This is a genomic window from Streptomyces sp. NPDC043908 (assembly GCF_056435525.1).
In genome coordinates, this window is sequence record NZ_JBWKEI010000011.1 from 49,306 (window position 1) to 65,885 (window position 16,580).

At 73.8% G+C, this 16,580-nt stretch carries 14 protein-coding genes and 1 tRNA gene; 8 read left to right on the forward strand and 7 right to left on the reverse strand.

Annotation, left to right across the window (positions count from 1 at the left end):
• Positions 1 to 6: 6 nt before the first annotated feature.
• On the forward strand, positions 7 to 1,185 hold the full coding sequence (locus tag AC069K_RS23865; RefSeq protein ID WP_478619560.1) for an MFS transporter: 1,179 nt from the start codon (positions 7 to 9) through the stop codon (positions 1,183 to 1,185).
• A 270-nt stretch (positions 1,186 to 1,455) separates the two neighbouring features.
• Here AC069K_RS23865 and AC069K_RS23870 read toward each other — a convergent pair.
• Positions 1,456 to 1,551, reverse strand: a tRNA-OTHER gene (locus AC069K_RS23870).
• 219 nt (positions 1,552 to 1,770) lie between these two features.
• Here AC069K_RS23870 and AC069K_RS23875 point away from each other — a divergent pair.
• Positions 1,771 to 2,442, forward strand: a complete 672-nt coding sequence (locus tag AC069K_RS23875) for a GDSL-type esterase/lipase family protein (protein WP_365106555.1) — start codon at positions 1,771 to 1,773, stop codon at positions 2,440 to 2,442.
• 113 nt (positions 2,443 to 2,555) lie between these two features.
• Positions 2,556 to 3,500 carry a phosphatidylglycerol lysyltransferase domain-containing protein gene (locus AC069K_RS23880; RefSeq protein WP_478619564.1) on the forward strand — a complete coding sequence of 315 codons (945 nt, stop codon included), beginning with the start codon at positions 2,556 to 2,558 and terminating at the stop codon, positions 3,498 to 3,500.
• A 14-nt stretch (positions 3,501 to 3,514) separates the two neighbouring features.
• Here the strand turns inward: AC069K_RS23880 and AC069K_RS23885 are convergent, their stop codons facing one another.
• The 3 genes from AC069K_RS23885 to AC069K_RS23895 all read right to left on the reverse strand — a co-directional run bounded on the left by AC069K_RS23885 (position 3,515) and on the right by AC069K_RS23895 (position 6,417).
• Positions 3,515 to 4,276 (reverse strand): AfsR/SARP family transcriptional regulator, encoded by a 762-nt coding sequence (locus AC069K_RS23885; protein WP_358837626.1) that lies wholly within the window; start codon positions 4,274 to 4,276, stop codon positions 3,515 to 3,517.
• A 243-nt stretch (positions 4,277 to 4,519) separates the two neighbouring features.
• Positions 4,520 to 5,410, reverse strand: coding sequence for an NAD(+)/NADH kinase (locus tag AC069K_RS23890; protein WP_478619568.1), 891 nt, complete (start codon positions 5,408 to 5,410; stop codon positions 4,520 to 4,522).
• Complete coding sequence (locus AC069K_RS23895; protein WP_478619571.1) at positions 5,407 to 6,417, reverse strand: SPFH domain-containing protein; 1,011 nt, start codon at positions 6,415 to 6,417, stop codon at positions 5,407 to 5,409. The genes AC069K_RS23890 and AC069K_RS23895 overlap by 4 nt, the downstream gene beginning before the upstream one ends.
• A 286-nt stretch (positions 6,418 to 6,703) precedes the next feature.
• Here AC069K_RS23895 and AC069K_RS23900 point away from each other — a divergent pair, with 286 nt between their 5' ends.
• Positions 6,704 to 9,364, forward strand: a complete 2,661-nt coding sequence (locus tag AC069K_RS23900) for a glycoside hydrolase family 31 protein (protein WP_478619574.1) — start codon at positions 6,704 to 6,706, stop codon at positions 9,362 to 9,364.
• A 65-nt stretch (positions 9,365 to 9,429) separates the two neighbouring features.
• On the opposite strand, the gene AC069K_RS23905 is transcribed toward AC069K_RS23900, so the two are convergent.
• On the reverse strand, positions 9,430 to 10,314 hold the full coding sequence (locus AC069K_RS23905) for a DMT family transporter (RefSeq protein ID WP_365106569.1): 885 nt from the start codon (positions 10,312 to 10,314) through the stop codon (positions 9,430 to 9,432).
• Positions 10,311 to 11,213 carry a phosphatase PAP2 family protein gene (locus AC069K_RS23910; RefSeq protein WP_478619578.1) on the reverse strand — a complete coding sequence of 301 codons (903 nt, stop codon included), beginning with the start codon at positions 11,211 to 11,213 and terminating at the stop codon, positions 10,311 to 10,313. Before AC069K_RS23910 ends, AC069K_RS23905 begins: the two co-directional genes overlap by 4 nt.
• Before the next feature lie 169 nt (positions 11,214 to 11,382).
• Between AC069K_RS23910 and AC069K_RS23915 the strand changes: the two genes are divergently transcribed.
• Positions 11,383 to 11,982 (forward strand): TetR/AcrR family transcriptional regulator, encoded by a 600-nt coding sequence (locus AC069K_RS23915; RefSeq protein ID WP_358835317.1) that lies wholly within the window; start codon positions 11,383 to 11,385, stop codon positions 11,980 to 11,982.
• A 131-nt stretch (positions 11,983 to 12,113) separates the two neighbouring features.
• On the opposite strand, the gene AC069K_RS23920 is transcribed toward AC069K_RS23915, so the two are convergent.
• Positions 12,114 to 12,893 carry a DeoR/GlpR family DNA-binding transcription regulator gene (locus AC069K_RS23920; protein ID WP_365106575.1) on the reverse strand — a complete coding sequence of 260 codons (780 nt, stop codon included), beginning with the start codon at positions 12,891 to 12,893 and terminating at the stop codon, positions 12,114 to 12,116.
• A gap of 223 nt (positions 12,894 to 13,116) precedes the next feature.
• On the opposite strand from AC069K_RS23920, the gene AC069K_RS23925 reads away from it, so the two are divergent.
• The 3 genes from AC069K_RS23925 (at position 13,117) to AC069K_RS23935 (ending at position 16,286) form a co-directional block, all read left to right on the forward strand.
• Positions 13,117 to 14,001 (forward strand): SIS domain-containing protein, encoded by an 885-nt coding sequence (locus AC069K_RS23925; protein ID WP_478619583.1) that lies wholly within the window; start codon positions 13,117 to 13,119, stop codon positions 13,999 to 14,001.
• Between the two features lie 54 nt (positions 14,002 to 14,055).
• Positions 14,056 to 14,913, forward strand: a complete 858-nt coding sequence (locus tag AC069K_RS23930; RefSeq protein WP_365106581.1) for a class II fructose-bisphosphate aldolase — start codon at positions 14,056 to 14,058, stop codon at positions 14,911 to 14,913.
• Positions 14,914 to 15,065: 152 nt separating this feature from the next.
• On the forward strand, positions 15,066 to 16,286 hold the full coding sequence (locus AC069K_RS23935) for a cytochrome P450 (RefSeq protein WP_478619586.1): 1,221 nt from the start codon (positions 15,066 to 15,068) through the stop codon (positions 16,284 to 16,286).
• Positions 16,287 to 16,580 lie beyond the last annotated feature (294 nt).

Sequence of the window (16,580 nt, forward strand, 5' to 3'; positions counted from 1 at the left end):
TCCCCTGTGGCTCTACTGGCCCTCGGCCACGCCACGGTCGACTTCTCCCAGGGGGCGGTGCCCGCCCTCGTCCCCTTCCTGGTCGCCGGTCGCGGCTACGGCTATGCGGCCGCCTCCGGCATCGTGCTCGCCGCGACCCTGCTCTCCTCCGTCGTCCAGCCGGTGTTCGGGGCGCTCACCGACCGCTGGACGATGCCGTGGCTGATCCCGCTGAGCAGCCTCGGCGCGGGCGTGGGCATCGCCCTGTCCGGCCTCGGCGACTCCTATCCGCTCACCTGGCTCGCCGTCGCGCTCGCCGGGACCGGCGTCGCCGCCTACCACCCGGAGTCCGCGCGGCTGGCCCGCGCCGCCGGGCGGGGCAGCCATGTCGCCATGGGGTGGTACTCCCTCGGCGGCACCCTCGGCTTCGCCCTCGCGCCGGTCGTGGTCGGGCCGGTGCTCACGGCTGGGGGACTCGGGGCGACGCCGTGGCTGGTGGTGCCCGCGGTGGCCGGGGTGGTGTGCACGGCACCGGCGGTACGGCTGCTGGCGCGGCGGACTGCGGCGGCCGGGCGCGCGGGCGCCGCGCATCCGGCCGGGCCGGACGACTGGCCGGTGTTCCTGCGGCTCTCGGCGATCGTGGTGTGCCGCTCGGTGGTCTTCGTCGGCCTGAGCGCCTTCATCGGCCTCTACGCCCAGGAGCGCGTCGGGGGCGGCCCCGCGACCGGCTCGGCCGCGCTGTTCACCCTCTTCGCGGGCGGCGCCGCCGGGACCGTCGCGGGGGGACGGCTCGCGGCGCGGTGGGGCCGGGTCCGTACCGTACGGAGGGCGTACGCCGCCTCGGTCCCGGCCGTGGCGGGCGCGGTCCTGGTGCCCGGGCCCGCGTTCTTCGGCTGCGCGGCGCTGGCGGCGGCCGTGCTGTACGTGCCGTTCTCCCTCCACGTCACCCTCGGGCAGGACTTCCTGCCGAACCGGGCCGGCACGGCGAGCGGGGTCACGCTCGGGCTCGCGGTGAGCGTCGGGGGAGTGGTCTCGCCGGGGATAGGCGCCCTGGGGGAGGCGGCCGGGCTCGGCGTGGCGCTCGCCCCGCTGATCGCGCTGTGCGCCCTCGCCTGGTGGCTGGCGCGCGGGCTGCCCGAGCCGGAGGTGCCGCGGGGCTACGGGGCGAGTACCGGCAGCGCGCGCGGGACCGTGTCCGGCGGGTAGCGGGTCCCGTGGGCGGGGCCCCCGCGCCCTCCCCGCGTACCAGGACGGCCGGGCCGCCCGGCCCGCCCGCGGTGCGGACGAACTGCTGGGCGGGGCCCGGCCGCTCTGTCACAGCCGGCTCGCCGGGCGTACCGGCCCCCGCGATCCGTCGCGCGACCTCGTGCCCCGTCCCCGGGTGCCGTTCCCGTGGCCGGACTGTCCACCACCGGAAGCGGCTCGGGGGACGGACACATCGACGGACGTCTCGGCGCGCCCGACGCAGCAGTGCTGTGGCGGAGAGGGCAGGACTCGAACCTGCGCGGGCCGCCGGCGCCCGGTCCGGCGCCTGCCCGCAACCCCCGATCGGACCCCTTCGGGTACCTCTCCCGTCCTCGTACGGATGGATCCTCGCCGGGGCCGCTGAGACCGCGCTGAGACGGCGCTGAGACGCGTGTTTCGCCGGTCCGGCGCCCGGTACCCGCCACTGGGCGGCCGGGTGGCCCGATCCGGTCCGGCCCGTCTGCCCCGGCTCCACGAGCGGTTGACGGCCGGCGCCGCGGTCATTACGACGGCAGCGCGGGGGCGAGCGAAAGGCTGGGCCGTGCGATGGAGGACGACGATCCGCGCTGTCTGCGCCCGGGCGAGGCCCGGACCCTGCTCGGCGGCCTCCCGTGGCGGCGCGCGGTGGTGCTCAGCGGGCAGGAGGGCCGGCTCGCCCGGGCCGCCGCGGTCCCCGGCTACCGGCCCCGGGTGTGGCCCGACCGGGTGGCCCGGGCGCTGCGCGAGGCCCGCCCGGGCCTGGCCTGTCTGCTCGTGCAGGCCCGGCGCGAACTCGTCCTCGCCGAGGTGCGCTCGCGCCAGCTGGCCCAGGCGCTCGCCTTCCGGTCCGACCTCGCGGTGATCGCGTGCGGCGGACCCGATGTACGGGCGCGCCGGTTCGACGCGGATGCGGTGGAGACCGAACTCAGCCGAATTCTCGCCTCGTTGAAGGAGACGGCGTGCCGCCACACCGTGGTGGTCAGCCCGTTCGACTGGTCCGCCTCCGGCCAGGTGGCTCCGGCCCACCGCGACCGGGTGCGCTCCCGCCAGCGCCTCCTGGTGGAACGCCTGACGATAGTGACCCTTCGTCATGGGGCCCTGCACATCGACCTGATGAAGCACCAGGGCGCCGATCCCGGGGCGCTGTGGGGCCCGCAGCCGGGCCGTCTGAACAGCCGGGGGCACGCGGTGGCCGCGGCGGCGGTGGTGCGGACCCTGGCCTCCTGCCCGGCGTCGTAGCCCAACCGCTAGGCGGCGGGTGCGACACGAGGACTCTGATACCCGACTGAGACGCGCGTGTCAGGGAATGGGGGCCCGCGGCTGCGACGATGCTCATGACAGGGGGGAATGTCATGAGCATCGACACCTTCGCCGTGCGCGGCGGCGATACGGTCCGCGAGGTCTTACGTGCCTACGGCGACCATCCCGGCGCCTTTCTGGCGATGAGCGAGGGAGCGGAATACTTCCGTGTGGCGGGCAGGTCCGGAGTGATCCCTTTTCGGGATACCGGTGGCCATCTGCACCAGAGCGGCGGAGTGATCGCTCCCCATGACGGCCAGGAACCGCTGTTGCGCGCTTTCACGGAATTCGCCGCGGAACGGCGCAGGAATGTCGTGGCCACCCGGCTGCGGCGCCCGGAGGCCGCGCTCTTCGCCCGCTGCGGCTTCACCGTGAACCAGGCCGGCTCGTCCTACGCGGTCTACCTTCCCGAATTCCGCCTCGGCGGCCCGCGCCTGGCCGAGCTGCGGCTGGCGGTCACCCGGGCGTGGCTCGCGGGGGTCGAGACGGCCGAAGTGTCGTACGGGGACAGGGCGTACGGGGACAGGGCGGGCGGTCGCGAGGAGGCCGGCGCGGCCGACGGGAGGCGGGTGTTCGCGGGGCGGGCCGGAGGCCGGGACGTCGCGTCCGTCACCTACCTGCCGGTCTTCGGCTCCCGCCCCGGCTGGCTCCACCACACCGCGCACCGGGCGCCGGACGCTCCCCGGGGCGCCGTGGAGGCGGTCAACCTGGCGGCCGTACGGGCGTTCGCCGCCGAAGGGGCGCAGTGGCTGCACCTCGGCTTCACCGCCTTCGCCGGGCTCTGCGCGCAGTACGAGTTCGGGACCGCGAGCGCGGCGGCGGCGCGGCTGCTGCGGCTTGCCGCCGGGCACGGCGCGTGGCGGCACGCGACGGCCCGGCGGCTCGCCTACCAGCGGATCTGGGATCCGCACCTGGTGCAGCCCGGGTACCTCGCCTGGCAGGGCCGGGCGGCCGGCGGGGCGCTGGGCCGACTGCTGAGGTCGGCCGCGGCGCCCTGACGGCCGGGGCGGCGTCAGAGGGCGACCGGCTCCCTTCGCAGGATGTCCTGGAAGCGGGCGCGCAGCGCGTCCCCCGGCTCCAGGCCGAGGCTGTGGGAGAGCCGCTGGCGGGTGCGGTGGTAGGCGTCGAGCGCCTCGGCCTGGCGCCCCGAGCGGTAGAGCGCGGTGATGAGCTGCTCGCAGAACCGCTCGCGCAACGGGTACTGGGCGTGCAGCTGCTGGAGTTCGGTGACCGCCTCGCGGTGCCTGCCGAGGTCCAGCTCGGCGTCGAAGAGGTGCTCGTACGCCATCAGCCGCACCTCGGTCAGCCGGGTGTAGGCGAGCCGGCTGATCATGCCCTGGCCGGTGTCGAGGAGCGCGGGCCCGCGCCACAGGGCCAGCGCCTCGGTGAGCAGTCTGACCACGCGCTCGGGCGAGGCCCGGCGCGCGGCGGTGGCCTGCCGCACCAGGGCGGTGAACAGTGAGGCGTCGACGTCGCGTTCGGGCAGCGAGAGCGCGTAGCCGAAGCTCGACGTCTGGATGAGTCCGCGCGGCCCGTCGCGGCCGGTGCGGGACTCGATGATGCGGCGCAGCCGGGCGACATGGCCCTGGAGCGAGTTCTCGGCGTTGCGGGGGAGTTCCTCTCCCCACAACTCGTCGATGAGATCGTGCCGTGAGACCGGCCGGCCCGGCGACAGGGCGAGGGCCGCCACGATCGCCCGTAACTTCTCGCCGGGAATCCGGAACGTGAGATGGCCGTCGGTTATTTCGAGTGATCCGAGCAGACGAACTTTCACCGTGCTTCCCCCGTGCTTCGTGCTGGAATCCCCCGACTCCGCCGATGCCCTGAAGGGATCTTCCGGCAGTGCCGGTGGATATGGATGATCTCCGCTTCGAAGAGCGGCGATCCTACCCCGTATCGCACATGGATGAAGCCTATTTGTTCGCTTCTGGCAGGGTCAACGAGAGAGGAGAAAGTGGATTACGCACTGTGAGGGGGCTCACGCGCCCACGGGGCAGCGTGAACACGGCCGGCGTCGCTATCCGACGAGCCGCAGCGCCGTGTCGGCCCGCCCCAGGCTCACCGTCTGACCCCATGTCAACTCCAGTGCGTCCGACTCTATTCCGTCGCCGAAGGCCACCAGGCGGTCCGACTCGACGGTGACCCGCAGGCGTTCGGCGCTCTCCAGCACCCCTTCCACCCGGCTCGTCCCGGTCGTGGGGGAGGGCCACGCCTCCCGTACGAACCAGATGAGCCGGGGATCGGCCGGACCGGGCAGCGCGAGCCCGCTGCCGCGCTGCTGCCAGAGCGAGCGCAGCCAGCCCGTGGCCCCGGTACCGGTGCCCACCAGCAGACCGGAGGAGGCCTGGGGTTCGGGGGCGGAGTCCGGGTCGTCCGGGCCCAGACGGTAGCGGGCGGTCTGATGGCCGGGCGGACCCAGATAGATCTCGTTGAGCGCGAGCAGCCGCTGGGTGTCGTCCGCCACCGCCTCCACCATGGTGAGCTCGTCGGCGCGGCCGGTGGCGGCGGATGCCAGCAACGCGGCCGCGTCGGACGGGCGGTGGCGGACCAGGACGCCCGGGTTGCGGCCCGGGTCGGTGTCGATGCCGATCACGGGCTGGCCCGCGAGGTACTTGGCCGCGTTGGCGACCAGCCCGTCCTGGCCGACGACGACCACGTCCTCCGGTGCGAACAGGAACCGGTCCAGGTCGGCGCGCTCCACCCGCGACTGCCGCCAGCGCAGCGGCACCGCCGCCGCCACCTCGGTGAGCGCCCGCCGGGCGCGGTGGTGGCGCTCGGCCACCTCGTCGAGGGAGCGCCCGCGCGAGGCGAGGAAGAAGGCGGCCTGCCCGTGCGTGCCGTGCCGGGCGAGCAACTCCTCGTACTCCGTGGTGCGGTGGACCAGCACCGCGCGCGGGGCGAGGCTCACCGCTCCTCACCGCCCGGGCGCGCCAGCTTGGCGAGCAGGCCGGTGAGCACGTCGGGGGAGAGGGTGAGGCTGTCGATCCGGGGCAGGTTCTCGGCCAGCCGGGTCGCGGTGAGCGCGTGGAGCGTCGCCGTGTCGGTGTCGGTGTGCACCCGCAGCCAGGCGGCCTGCGCCTGGGCGCGCGCCTCGCCGGTGGTGCGGGCGGCCTCGGCCTCGGCACGGGCGAGCCGGACCGTACGGGCGGCCTCGGCCTCGGCGCGTACCCCGTCGGCGGCGGCGTTCTCCTCGGCCTCGCGGCGGGCGTTGGTGCCGCGCTGCTCGACCAACCGCTCCTCCCTGCGGGCGAGTTCGATCTTGCTGGCCAGCTCGTTCTCGGCGATCGTGCGCTCGCGCTCGACGGCCACCGCCCGCCGCTCGTACGTCGCCCGGTCGGCCTCCTGCTGGATCTGCTCGCGGGCCGGGGTGCGCAGCGCCCGCTCCACCTCCGACTCGGGGCGGATGGCGACCACGCGTACGGCCACCACCTCGATCCCGGTGGCGGGCAGCCGGGGCTCGGCCGCGAGACCGTCCGAGATCCGCTCGCGCACCGCGGCCACCCCGTCGACGAGGGCCGCCGCCAGCGGGGTGCGGGCGAGGACGTCGAGCGCGTGCTGCTGGGCGGTCTCGGTGAGCAGGGTGGACAGCTGCTCCAGCGGGGCGCCGCGCCAGACGCCGCTGTCGGGGTCGACGGAGAAGTCCAGCCGGGCGGCGGCGACGGCCGGGTCGCTGATCCGGTAGGTGACGGTGGCCTGCACGGTGACGTCCTGGAAGTCCGAGGTGCGGGCGTGGAAGGCCATCGCCAGCTCCCGGTCGTCGACCGGCACTTCGGAGAGCGCGGCGCTCAGCGGCCGGAACCAGAAGCTGAGCCCGGGCCCGTCGTGGACGAGCCGGCCGCGCTTGTGGTGGCGGATGTGGGAGGTGGGGGCGGAGCGCAGATGACGCAGGCCCAGTCTGCGGTTGATGTCGGCCATGGCGGCGGGACCTCCTTGTTTTCGTCACGGCGACGATATTGGGTCGCGTGAATATCGTCAAGGTGACGAAAGTGGAGGGCCGGCCGTGCGGCTTTACTCGTCCGGTATGCGCGAAGCCGTTGACATGTACCGGCCGCGTCATGAATCTTGATGCTCGAAACCCAGCAGTTCCAAGCATGAACGCGCACGCACCGCACCCCTGTTGTTCGACAGCGGCTTCGGCGGCAGCTCGGAGACACCCCCGGGCGCGGCTCGGAAGCGGCTCGGTACGAACGGAGAACACTCCTTGCGGAATCTTCGACACCGCCCGGGGAGAGTGGCCGCCGCCGTGCTCGCGGCGGCCGCGCTCACCCTCACCGCCCTCACGGTCCCGGCCGCCTCGGCGGCCGACGCCGCCCCGCCGTCCGGCACGCTCGACGGCGCCTCCACGAGCGTCACCTGGCAGAGCCCGGTCTACCCCAAGGGCACGGTCGGCTCGCCCGACAAGTGCGGCACCCCCGCCGAGGACCCGGCCAACGCCGTCTGCGCCCGGTTCGACCTGACGGTGAACCCGCCCGCCGGTGAGTGGGACGACAACCCCGAGGGCGGGGTCCCCGTCTCCATCCAGTGGGAGAAACCCACCGACGACTTCGACCTCTACGTCTACGACGCGGCGGGCAGGAAGGTCGCCGAGAGCGCCGGGACCGCCGACCCCGAGGCCACGGTCATCCCCAGGGCATCGGGCACGTACCACGTGGTCGTCGTCCCCTACGACGTGCACGACAACTCCTTCACGGGCAAGGCCTATCTGCCCGAGGCGAGCGACGCCGGGAACCTCACCGGCTTCACCGGCGGGCAGGGCAGGTACGAGATCGCGGCGGGCGCGCTCACGGCGCGGGCCGAGTTCTTCGCCGACGACACCCTGCGCCTCCAGGCGTCACCCGACGGCGTCCTCGCCGACCCGCCGGGCAGCCGCATGATCCAACGGCAGCCGGAGCCGCGTCGGGCCACCACCTCCTTCGACGCGGGCGCCTACCACGGCATCCGGGCCGGGGGCACCGTCCTGCGCGTCTACAAGAAGCCCCTGCGGTTCGCCCTCTACAAGGCCGACAACCGCACCCCGATATGGCAGGAGGCCGACCCGCTGCGCTGGACCACCGGCGGGCTGCGCCAGAGCCTGGCGCGCGGCGCGGACGAGCAGTTCTTCGGCGGCGGCGAGCAGAACGGCAGCTTCTCCCATCGCGACCAGGTCATGAACGTCGGCAACAACACCAACTGGAACGAGGGCGGCTACAACAACTCCCAGCCGTTCTACGTCTCCTCGGCCGGCTACGGCGTCTTCCGCAACACCTTCACCCCGGGCGTCTACGACTTCGGCCCCCACGTCCGCACCGGCCAGCAGGAACGGCGCCTGGACGCCTACTACTTCACCGGCGACGTGAAGTCCGTGATCGGCAAGTACACCTCCCTGGTGGGCAAGCCGTTCATGCCCCCGGTGTACGGGCTCGAACCCGGCGACTCCGACTGCTATCTGCACAACGCCAACCGGGGTGAGCGGCACACCCTGGACGCGCTCAAGGTCGCCGACGGGTACACGCGGAACCGGATGCCGCTCGGCTGGATGCTCGTCAACGACGGCTACGGCTGCGGCTACGAGAACCTCGCCGAGACCGGCCGGGGCCTCAACGCGCACCACGCCCAGCTGGGCCTGTGGACCCAGGACGGCCTCGACAAGCTCGCCGAGCAGGTCAAGGCCGGCCAGCGCGTCGCCAAGCTCGACGTCGCCTGGGTCGGCAACGGCTACGGCTTCGCCCTGAACGCCTGCGACCGGGCGAAGGCCGGCATCGAGGACAACAGCGACGCCCGCGGCTTCGTCTGGCTGCCCGTCTCCTGGGCGGGCGCCCAGCGCTGCGGCGTGCTGTGGAGCGGCGACCAGAAGCTGAGCTGGGACTACATCCGCTGGCAGATCCCCACCTACGCGGGCGCCACCCTCTCGGGCATCGCCTACAACACCGGCGACGTGGGCAGCATCTACGCCCACGACCCGAAGATGTACGCCCGCGACCTCCAGTGGAAGGCGTTCCTGCCCGCCATCATGACCATGGACGGCTGGTCCAGCGACCTCACCACGCACCAGCCGCACGACCAGCAGCCCTGGCTCGACGGCGAGCCGTACACCTCCATCAACCGCAAGTACCTCCAGCTCAAGGAGCGGCTCATCCCGTACATGTACGGGCTCTCCCGGGAGGCGACGAAGACCGGTGTCGGCGCGGTCCGGCCGCTCTCCCTGGAGTACCCGGACGACCCGGACACGCTCGGCCCGAACGCGAAGTACGAGTTCCTGGCGGGCCCGGACTTCCTAGTCGCCCCGGTCTACAGCGACACCGAGGTGCGCGACGGGATCTATCTGCCCAAGGGCACCTGGACGGACTACTGGACGGGGAAGACCTACCAGGGCCCGACCACGGTCAACGGCTACAAGGCACCGCTCGACACCCTTCCGCTGTTCGTGAAGGGCGGCTCCATCGTGCCGATGTGGCCCGAGGGCACGCTCTCCTGGCAGACCCGGGACAAGGGCGAGATGGACTACGACATCTACCCGCGGGCGGGCAGGTCCTCGTACACGCTGTACGAGGACGACGGCGTGACCCGGCGGTTCGCGCAGGGAGCATCGGCCACCCAGAAGGTCCAGGTGCACGCGGCGGGCCGCGCCTCGGTCATCGAGGTCGGCCCCAGCGTGGGCACGTACGCGGGCAAGCCCTCGGCGCGCGCGTACCGCTTCACGGTGCACGCCGCGTCCGCGCCCGCCGCGGTGGCCATGGGCGGCGAGCGGCTGCGCCGCTACGGCTCGGCGCGGGAGCTGGCCGCGGCCGGGTCGGGGTGGTTCCACGACGCCCGGACCGGTGTGACGGAGGTGAGGACGGCCTCCGTCCCGACCGCGCACGGCTTCACGCTCACCCTCGTCTGACCCCACACGGACAAGCGGGGCCGCACGGGGTTTCCCGGCGCGGCCCCGCTTGTCCGTCAGCGCTCTCAGACCGGTACGCGCGCCGGTTCCGGGGCGCGTGGGGCCGGGACCTGCGGGGGCTCGGCGCCGGTCAGCATCAGCACGCCACGGGCGGCGACCGCCGCCGCCACCGCGGCCGTGAGCCAGCCGAGCGGGCCGCCGTGGAACCGCTCGCCCAGCAGGGCCACCCCGATCACGGCGGCCGCCGCCGGGTTGGCGAGGTTCACCACGGCGAGCGGCGCCGCGAGGCCGCCCCGGAACGCGGACTGCGAGAGCAGCAGCCCGCCCACGGCGAACGCCGCCACGAGCACGGCCAGCAGAGCCGTCTGCCACCAGGCGAGCGGGCCGCCCGGCAGCTCGCGGGCGAGCGAGGCGGTGACGGTCTGGGTGAGGGCGGAGCCCACACCGGAGGCGACACCCGAGGCGGTGGCGTGGCCGAGACCGACGCGGCCGTGGCCCTCCCCGGCCCGGGAGGCCGCCGCGATCAGGAGCGCGGTGGCCGCCGCGACCGCGAGCGCCTCCCGCAGACTCAGCGCGTCCCCGGGCGAGGCGGGCCCGGTCACCGCGATCAGTCCGGCCAGCCCCGCCAGCGTCCAGGCGGCGCCGCGCCACTCGCGGCGGGTGACCCGGCGCCGCTGGTAGTACGCGCCGATGGGCAGCGCGGCGACGAGCGTGAGCGCGCCCAGCGGCTGCACCAGGGTGAGCGGGCCGTAGTGGAGCGCGGCGACGTGCATCAGGGCGCCCGCCGCGTTGAGCCCGACGGCCCACCACCACTGGGGGCGGGCGAGCAGCGCGGCCAGTCCGCCGCCCCCGTCGGTGGAGGCCAGCCGGGACTGGGCGACGGCGGCGAGGGCGTACCCGGCGGCCGAGGCGAGCGAGAGCAGGACGGCGAGGACCGCGGACTCGTTCATCGCAGGGCCTCCGCGAGCACGGGCTCGTCGGCGGACCGGGGGGTGCCCGTGCGCCCGGAGGTCAGGGCGGATTCCGGGGCACGGGCGGTTTCGGGGGCCACGGCGGGCCGGGGGGCGGGGGCACGGCGTACCCGCACGGCGAGGGTGCGTCCGGTGCGTACCGGCGCCGGGCGCGGCACCAGGTACAGGGCGGCGCCGAGCAGCGCGGTCGCGACGAGCGCGTCCAGCCAGTAGTGGTTGGCGGTGCCGACGATCACCAGCAGGGTGAGCACCGGGTGCAGCAGCCACAGCAGGCGCCACCGGCCGCGGGTCGCGGCGATCAGACCGATCGCCACCATCAGCGCCCAGCCGAAGTGCAGCGACGGCATCGCCGCGAACTGGTTGGCCATGGTGTCGGTGTCCGGCGTCGCCGCGTACACCGACGGTCCGTACACCTGCGCGGTGTCGACGAGCCCGGCCGCCGCCAGCATCCGGGGCGGCGCCAGCGGCACCAGGATGTGCAGGGCGAGCGCGGCCGTGGTCACCAGGGCCAGGACCCGGCGGGACCAGAGGTAGTGGGCGGGCCGGCGGACGTACAGCCAGACCAGGAAGGCGACCGTCGCGGGGAAGTGGACGGTGGCGTAGAAGGTGTTGGCGACATGGATCACGGTGTCGTCGTGGAGCAGCAGGCGCTGCACCGCGCCCTCGCCGGGCAGATGGAGCGCGCGCTCCCAGTCCCAGACGCGGTCGGCGTTGTCGAAGGCGCGTGTCTCGTGGCCGTTGGCCACCTGGCGGCCGAACTTGTACACGAGGAAGAGCGCGGTCACGAGCAGCAGCTCGCGCACCAGGGGCGGCCGGAGGGTACCGGTCGTCTCCGGTCCGGTGGGACGCCGGGTCCCTGGACGTATACCGGCAGTCATTCTCCGGCCCCTCTGAGACGAGAATTCGAGCAGAAATCGGACAAGCAAACGTAGGAAGGCTAGATCGGATTTCATCGAGACGCAAACGTCTCGATACGTTTGCGTCTCGGAGGGGCGGGGCTTACGCTCGTACCAGCAGGAGCCCTGCCCCACGCACCGGAGGGACACGATGTCCACGCAGGCCGCGACGGCCGCCGCACGCCGCAGCAAGATCAGCCCCGAGCGGGAGCTGGAGCTGTACGAGGCGGTGCTGGACCTGCTGCGCGAGGGCGGCTACGACGCCGTGACCATGGAGGGCGTCGCCGCGCGCACCAAGTGCGGCAAGGCCACGCTCTACCGCCAGTGGAAGTCCAAGCCGGTCCTGGTCACCGCGGCGCTCGGCGCGAGCCGCTGCTCGTTCTTCACCGGGATCGACACGGGCACCCTGGCGGGCGACCTGCGCGAGGCGGCCCGTGCCGCGTCACGCGGCAAGGGCCGCGACGCCGAGCTGATGGAGGCCGTGGGCCAGGCCTATGTGATGCACCCCGATCTGCGCGAGGCGCTGCGCGAGACCGTCCTGAACCCGGAGATCGCGGCGCTGGACGCGATGCTGCGGCGCGGGGTGGAGCGCGGTGAGGTGGCCGCGGACAACCGCGCGATCGACTTCGTGGCGCCCGCGTTCATGGGCGTCCTGCGGGTGGAACGCCTCTTCGAGGACCGGTTCACCGGCGAGGACACACTGCTCGACTTCCTGGAAGCGGTCCTGCTGCCGGCGCTCGGCCTGGACTGACGCTCCGTCAACTCGCCCGGTTTCCCAAGGGGTTGGCGGCCCAGTCCTCCCCCGGCGCACGGGCTCGAAAGCCTCCGTCGCCCGCGGTCGCCCAGCCACCCCCCCCAAGGCCCGCACCCGGACGGTCCTGCTCAGACCGCCAGCACCCTGACCCCCGCGTCGGTGAACCGCGCGACCGTTTCCGCGGAGACCCCCGCGTCGGTCACCAGCGTGCCCACCTGGTCCGTCGCGCAGATCCGCGCGAAGGTCCGCCGCCCCAGCTTCGTGGAGTCGGCGGCGACCACGACCCGCTCGGCCCGCTCGCACAGCAGCCGGTTGATCCCCGCCTCGTCCTCGTCGTGGGCGGTCGCCCCGTGCGCCACGTCGAACGCGCCGACCCCCAGCACGGCCACATCCATCGTGATCTGGTTCAGTACGCCGCCGGCCAGCGGGCCCGTGAGTTCGTACGACTGCGGCCGGGCCACCCCGCCCGTCACCACGATCTTGAACTGCGGCCGTACCGCGAGCTCGTTGGCGATGTTCAGCGCGTTGGTCACGATCGTCAACGCCGGTGAACCGGAGGCGAGTTCCGGCCGCACGGCGAGGGCCCGCGCCACCTCCGTGGTCGTCGTGCCGCCGGTGAGCCCCACCGCCTCGCCCGGCGCGACCAGGTCCGCCACGGCCTTCGCGATGCGCTGCTTCTCCGAGGCCTGCCGGGCGGTCTTGTAGCGCAGCGGCAGTTCGTAACTGACCCCGTGGACGACCGCGCCCCCGCGCGTACGCACCAGCATCTGCTGCTCGGCGAGCTGGTCGAAGTCGCGGCGGATGGTCGCGGCCGAGACGCCGAGCACCGTCGCCGCCTCCTCGACGTCGAGGCGGCCCTGCTCCACGAGCAGTTCGAGCAGTGCCTGCCAGCGGGCGTCGCGCGACATCCGGATCCTCTTCTCTCCCGTGCTCTCTCGCACATCTCGCACCTGTGCCGCCATCAGCGCCGGTGACGGCCTTCGGGTGAAGGCGCCGATGACAGTGACGACGGTGATGACCGTAGAGATGCGACTTTAACCCACCCCCAGATGCTTGATTGTGCTCGAAAGCTAGCTATATTTTGCAGAAACATGCATCCGTCGACGGATCCAGAGGGAGTGGGAGCCCGGCATGAGCCATGTCGAGAACGAACTCAGCAGCCAGCCCGAGTGCTGGAAGCGCGTCGCCGAGCTGGCGGTGCACCACAAGGACGCCCTTCCCGCGCCGGGCGAGCGGGTCGCGATCGTCGGCTGCGGCACCTCGCTCTTCATGGCCCAGGCCGCCGCCGCGCTGCGCGAGGGCGCGGGCCAGGGCGAGACCGACGCCTTCGCCGCCTCCGAGTACCCGGCGGGCCGCTCCTACGACCGGGTGGTCGCCCTCACCCGCTCCGGCACCACCACCGAGGTCCTCGAACTCCTCACCCGGGTGCGCGGCGGCGCCCGCACCACCGCGATCACCGCCGACCCGGAGACCCCGGTGATGCGGGCCGCCGACGACCTCGTGGTCCTGGAGTTCGCGGACGAGGAGTCCGTGGTGCAGACCCGCTTCGCCACCACCGCCCTCACCCTGCTCCGCGCCCACCTCGGCCTCCCCACCGAGCAGGCCGTCGCCGACGCGCGCACCGCGCTGGCCGAGCCGCTGCCCGAAGGGCTCGTCGGCCGGAGCCAGTTCACGTTCCTCGGGCGCGGCTGGACCGTAGGGCTCGCCCAGGAGGCGGCGCTGAAGATGCGCGAGGCCTCGCTGTCCTGGACCGAGGCCTACCCCGCGATGGAGTACCGCCACGGTCCGATCAGCATCTCGACCGCCACCACCGCCACCTGGATGTTCGGCGAGGCCCCGGACGGCCTCGCCGACCAGGTGCGGGCCACCGGCGCCCAGTGGGTGGCCGGGCACCTCGACCCGCTGGCCGAACTCGTCCGGGCGCAGCGGCTCGCGGTCGCCGTCGCCGCCGCCCGGGGCCTGGACCCGGACCGCCCGCGCCACCTCACCCGCTCGGTGATCCTCGACGGCTCCTGACCCGGGCCCGACAACGCCACGAGCACGAGGACACCACAGAACAGGGGAAGCACGATGCCACTCGCCCGGACCGGGGCACTGGTCGCCGAAGCCGCCGCCAAGCGCGGCGCCGTCGCCGCCTTCAACATCATCACGCTGGAGCACGCCGAGGCCGTCATCGCCGGCGCCGAGGCCGCGCACTCGCCGGTCGTCCTCCAGATCAGCGAGAACGCGGTGACATACCGCTACGGCCGGGTGCTGCCGCTCGCCCGGGCCGCCGTCGCCGCCGCCGAGGCCGCCGCCGTACCGGTGGCGCTCCACCTCGACCACGTCAAACGCGACGACCTGCTGCGGCAGGCGGCCGACGCCGGGTTCAGCTCGGTGATGTACGACGGCGGCCATCTGCCGTACGAGCAGAACCTCGCCGCGACGCGTGCCGCCGCCGATTGGGCGCACACCCAGGGACTGTGGATCGAGGCCGAGCTGGGGGAGGTCGGCGGCAAGAACGGCCGGCCGCCGCTGGACGCGCACGCGCCCGGCGCCCGGACCGACCCCGGGGAGGCGCGCGCCTTCGTCGCGGAGTCCGGGGTGGACGCGCTCGCCGTCGCCATCGGCAACACCCACGCCATGACCACCCGCACGGCCGCGCTCGACCACGCGCTCCTCGCCCGCCTCGACGCGGCGCTGCACGTCCCGCTGGTGCTCCACGGCTCCTCGGGCGTCCCCGACGAGGAGCTGACGGCGGCGGTCGCCGGCGGTATGTCGAAGATCAACATCGGTACGGCGCTGAACATCGCCATGACCGACGCGATCCGCGCCTATCTCGCCGCCCATCCCGAGGCGGTCGACGCCCGCGGCTACCTCACCGTCGGGCGGCAGGCGATGGTGCAGGCGGTCACCCGGCTGATCGGGGTGCTGACCACGGAGGGGTGAGGCGGGGACCGGGACAGGGCGGGGCCGGGCGGGGCGGGCTTGTCCCGGGGTACGGACCCCGCCGCCCCGCCCCCGGACATGTCCGCCCCTACCGGTGCTCTTCCCCTACCGGTGCTCTTCCGCCGGAGAGCCGCTTCGTACACGATGAGCCTGTGGACAGGCATGAGCACGCACGGCTCGACGCGCTCCAGCGCGACCCCTATCCGCACTACGCGCGCGCCCGCCGCGCCGAGGGCCTGACCTTCGTCCCCGAACTGGACGCCTGGCTGGTGGCGCGCGACGCCGACGTACGCGAGGTACTGCGCCGCCCCGAGGCCTTCTCCTCGGCGAACGCGCTGCGCCCCGACGTCATCCCCGGCCCCGCCGTCCTCGCCGAACTCGGCTCCGGCTTCGGCGGCCGCCCGGTCGTCGTCACCTCCGACGGCCCCCAGCACCACCGGCTGCGCGCCCCCATCGTCCACGGCCTCTCGGCCGCCCGGGTCGCCGCCGTGCTGCCGTACGCCACCGAGCGCGCCACCGCCCTGGTGGAGTCGTTCGCGGGGCGGGGGCGGGTGGAGCTGATGGGGGAGTACGCGACGCTGCTGCCCGGGGACGTCGTCGGACGGCTGATCGGCCTGGACCCGGCGGACGTGCCGGTGGCGGTACACGGCGGCAACCGGGCCGAGGAACTGCTGTTCCGGCCGCGGGAGGAGCCGGAGCAGATCGCGGCGGCGCGGGACGTGGTGACGATGCAGCAACTGCTCGACACGTATCTGCGCGCGAGACGGGCCCGGCCGCGCGACGACCTGTGCACGGCGCTGCTCACCGCGCTCGCGCCCGGCACGGGTGAACTGACCCTGGAGGAGCGCCACGAAATGGTGGCCCACCTCCAGAACTTCCTCCTCGCCGGGCATCTCACGACGAGCGCGCAGATCGGCACGACGGTGCTGCACCTGCTGCGCCATCGCGCGCAGTGGGAGCTGCTCTGCGAGAAGCCGGAGCTGATTCCGGCGGCGGTCGAGGAGGCGGCGCGGTACGACTCCGCCCTTCAGGGGTTCCGGCGCATCACGACGCGGCCGGTGCTGCTGTCCGGGACGGAGCTGCCCACGGGCGCGGCCGTCTTCGTGGCCTTCGGCTCGGCGAACCGGGACGCGCGGCGCCACGAGCGACCCGACGTCTTCGACATCACCCGACCTGCCTCCCGCCACCTCGCGTTCGGCCACGGGGCCCACAGCTGCCCGGGCGCGCAGCTGGCGCGCGAACAACTCCGCATCACCATCCAACTGCTGACCAGCCGCTTCCCCACCCTGTGCCTGGCGTCCCCGGACGCACCGGTACGGATGAGACCAACGCTGATCCACCGGTCACCGGAGGTGCTGGAGCTGGCGTGGTGAGGGGTGTTGTGGGCGGTCTTTCGTCTGCGGGTGGGTGGTCGGCCGGTCGCGCAGTTCCCCGCGCCGCTTCGAGGCCGGGCCTCGTGCCCCTGAGGGGGACGGTGTGGCGGGGGGGAACAGGGACCGAAGGCCCCGTTCCTTCAGGGGCGCGGGGAACTACGCGACTAGCCCCCACCGGCCCGCAGGAGAAGACGAAAGCGGGGCCCGGGGGCCGCAGGCCACCGCGCAGGGGCCCGGGGACCTCGCCCCCGCCCACCCGCCTCCGGAGGATTCAGGGAAGGGGCGGGGTGGGGG

What these genes read in the sequence shown, in the direction of transcription:
- AC069K_RS23915 (WP_358835317.1), top strand. Translation starts at nt 11,383, where the DNA reads ATGTCCACGCAGGCCGCGACGGCCGCCGCACGCCGCAGCAAGATCAGC.
- AC069K_RS23925 (WP_478619583.1), top strand. Translation starts at nt 13,117, where the DNA reads ATGAGCCATGTCGAGAACGAACTCAGCAGCCAGCCCGAGTGCTGGAAG.
- AC069K_RS23875 (WP_365106555.1), top strand. Translation starts at nt 1,771, where the DNA reads ATGGAGGACGACGATCCGCGCTGTCTGCGCCCGGGCGAGGCCCGGACC.
- AC069K_RS23905 (WP_365106569.1), bottom strand. Translation starts at nt 10,314, where the DNA reads ATGAACGAGTCCGCGGTCCTCGCCGTCCTGCTCTCGCTCGCCTCGGCC.
- AC069K_RS23880 (WP_478619564.1), top strand. Translation starts at nt 2,556, where the DNA reads ATGAGCATCGACACCTTCGCCGTGCGCGGCGGCGATACGGTCCGCGAG.
- AC069K_RS23920 (WP_365106575.1), bottom strand. Translation starts at nt 12,893, where the DNA reads ATGTCGCGCGACGCCCGCTGGCAGGCACTGCTCGAACTGCTCGTGGAG.
- AC069K_RS23895 (WP_478619571.1), bottom strand. Translation starts at nt 6,417, where the DNA reads ATGGCCGACATCAACCGCAGACTGGGCCTGCGTCATCTGCGCTCCGCC.
- AC069K_RS23910 (WP_478619578.1), bottom strand. Translation starts at nt 11,213, where the DNA reads ATGACTGCCGGTATACGTCCAGGGACCCGGCGTCCCACCGGACCGGAG.
- AC069K_RS23930 (WP_365106581.1), top strand. Translation starts at nt 14,056, where the DNA reads ATGCCACTCGCCCGGACCGGGGCACTGGTCGCCGAAGCCGCCGCCAAG.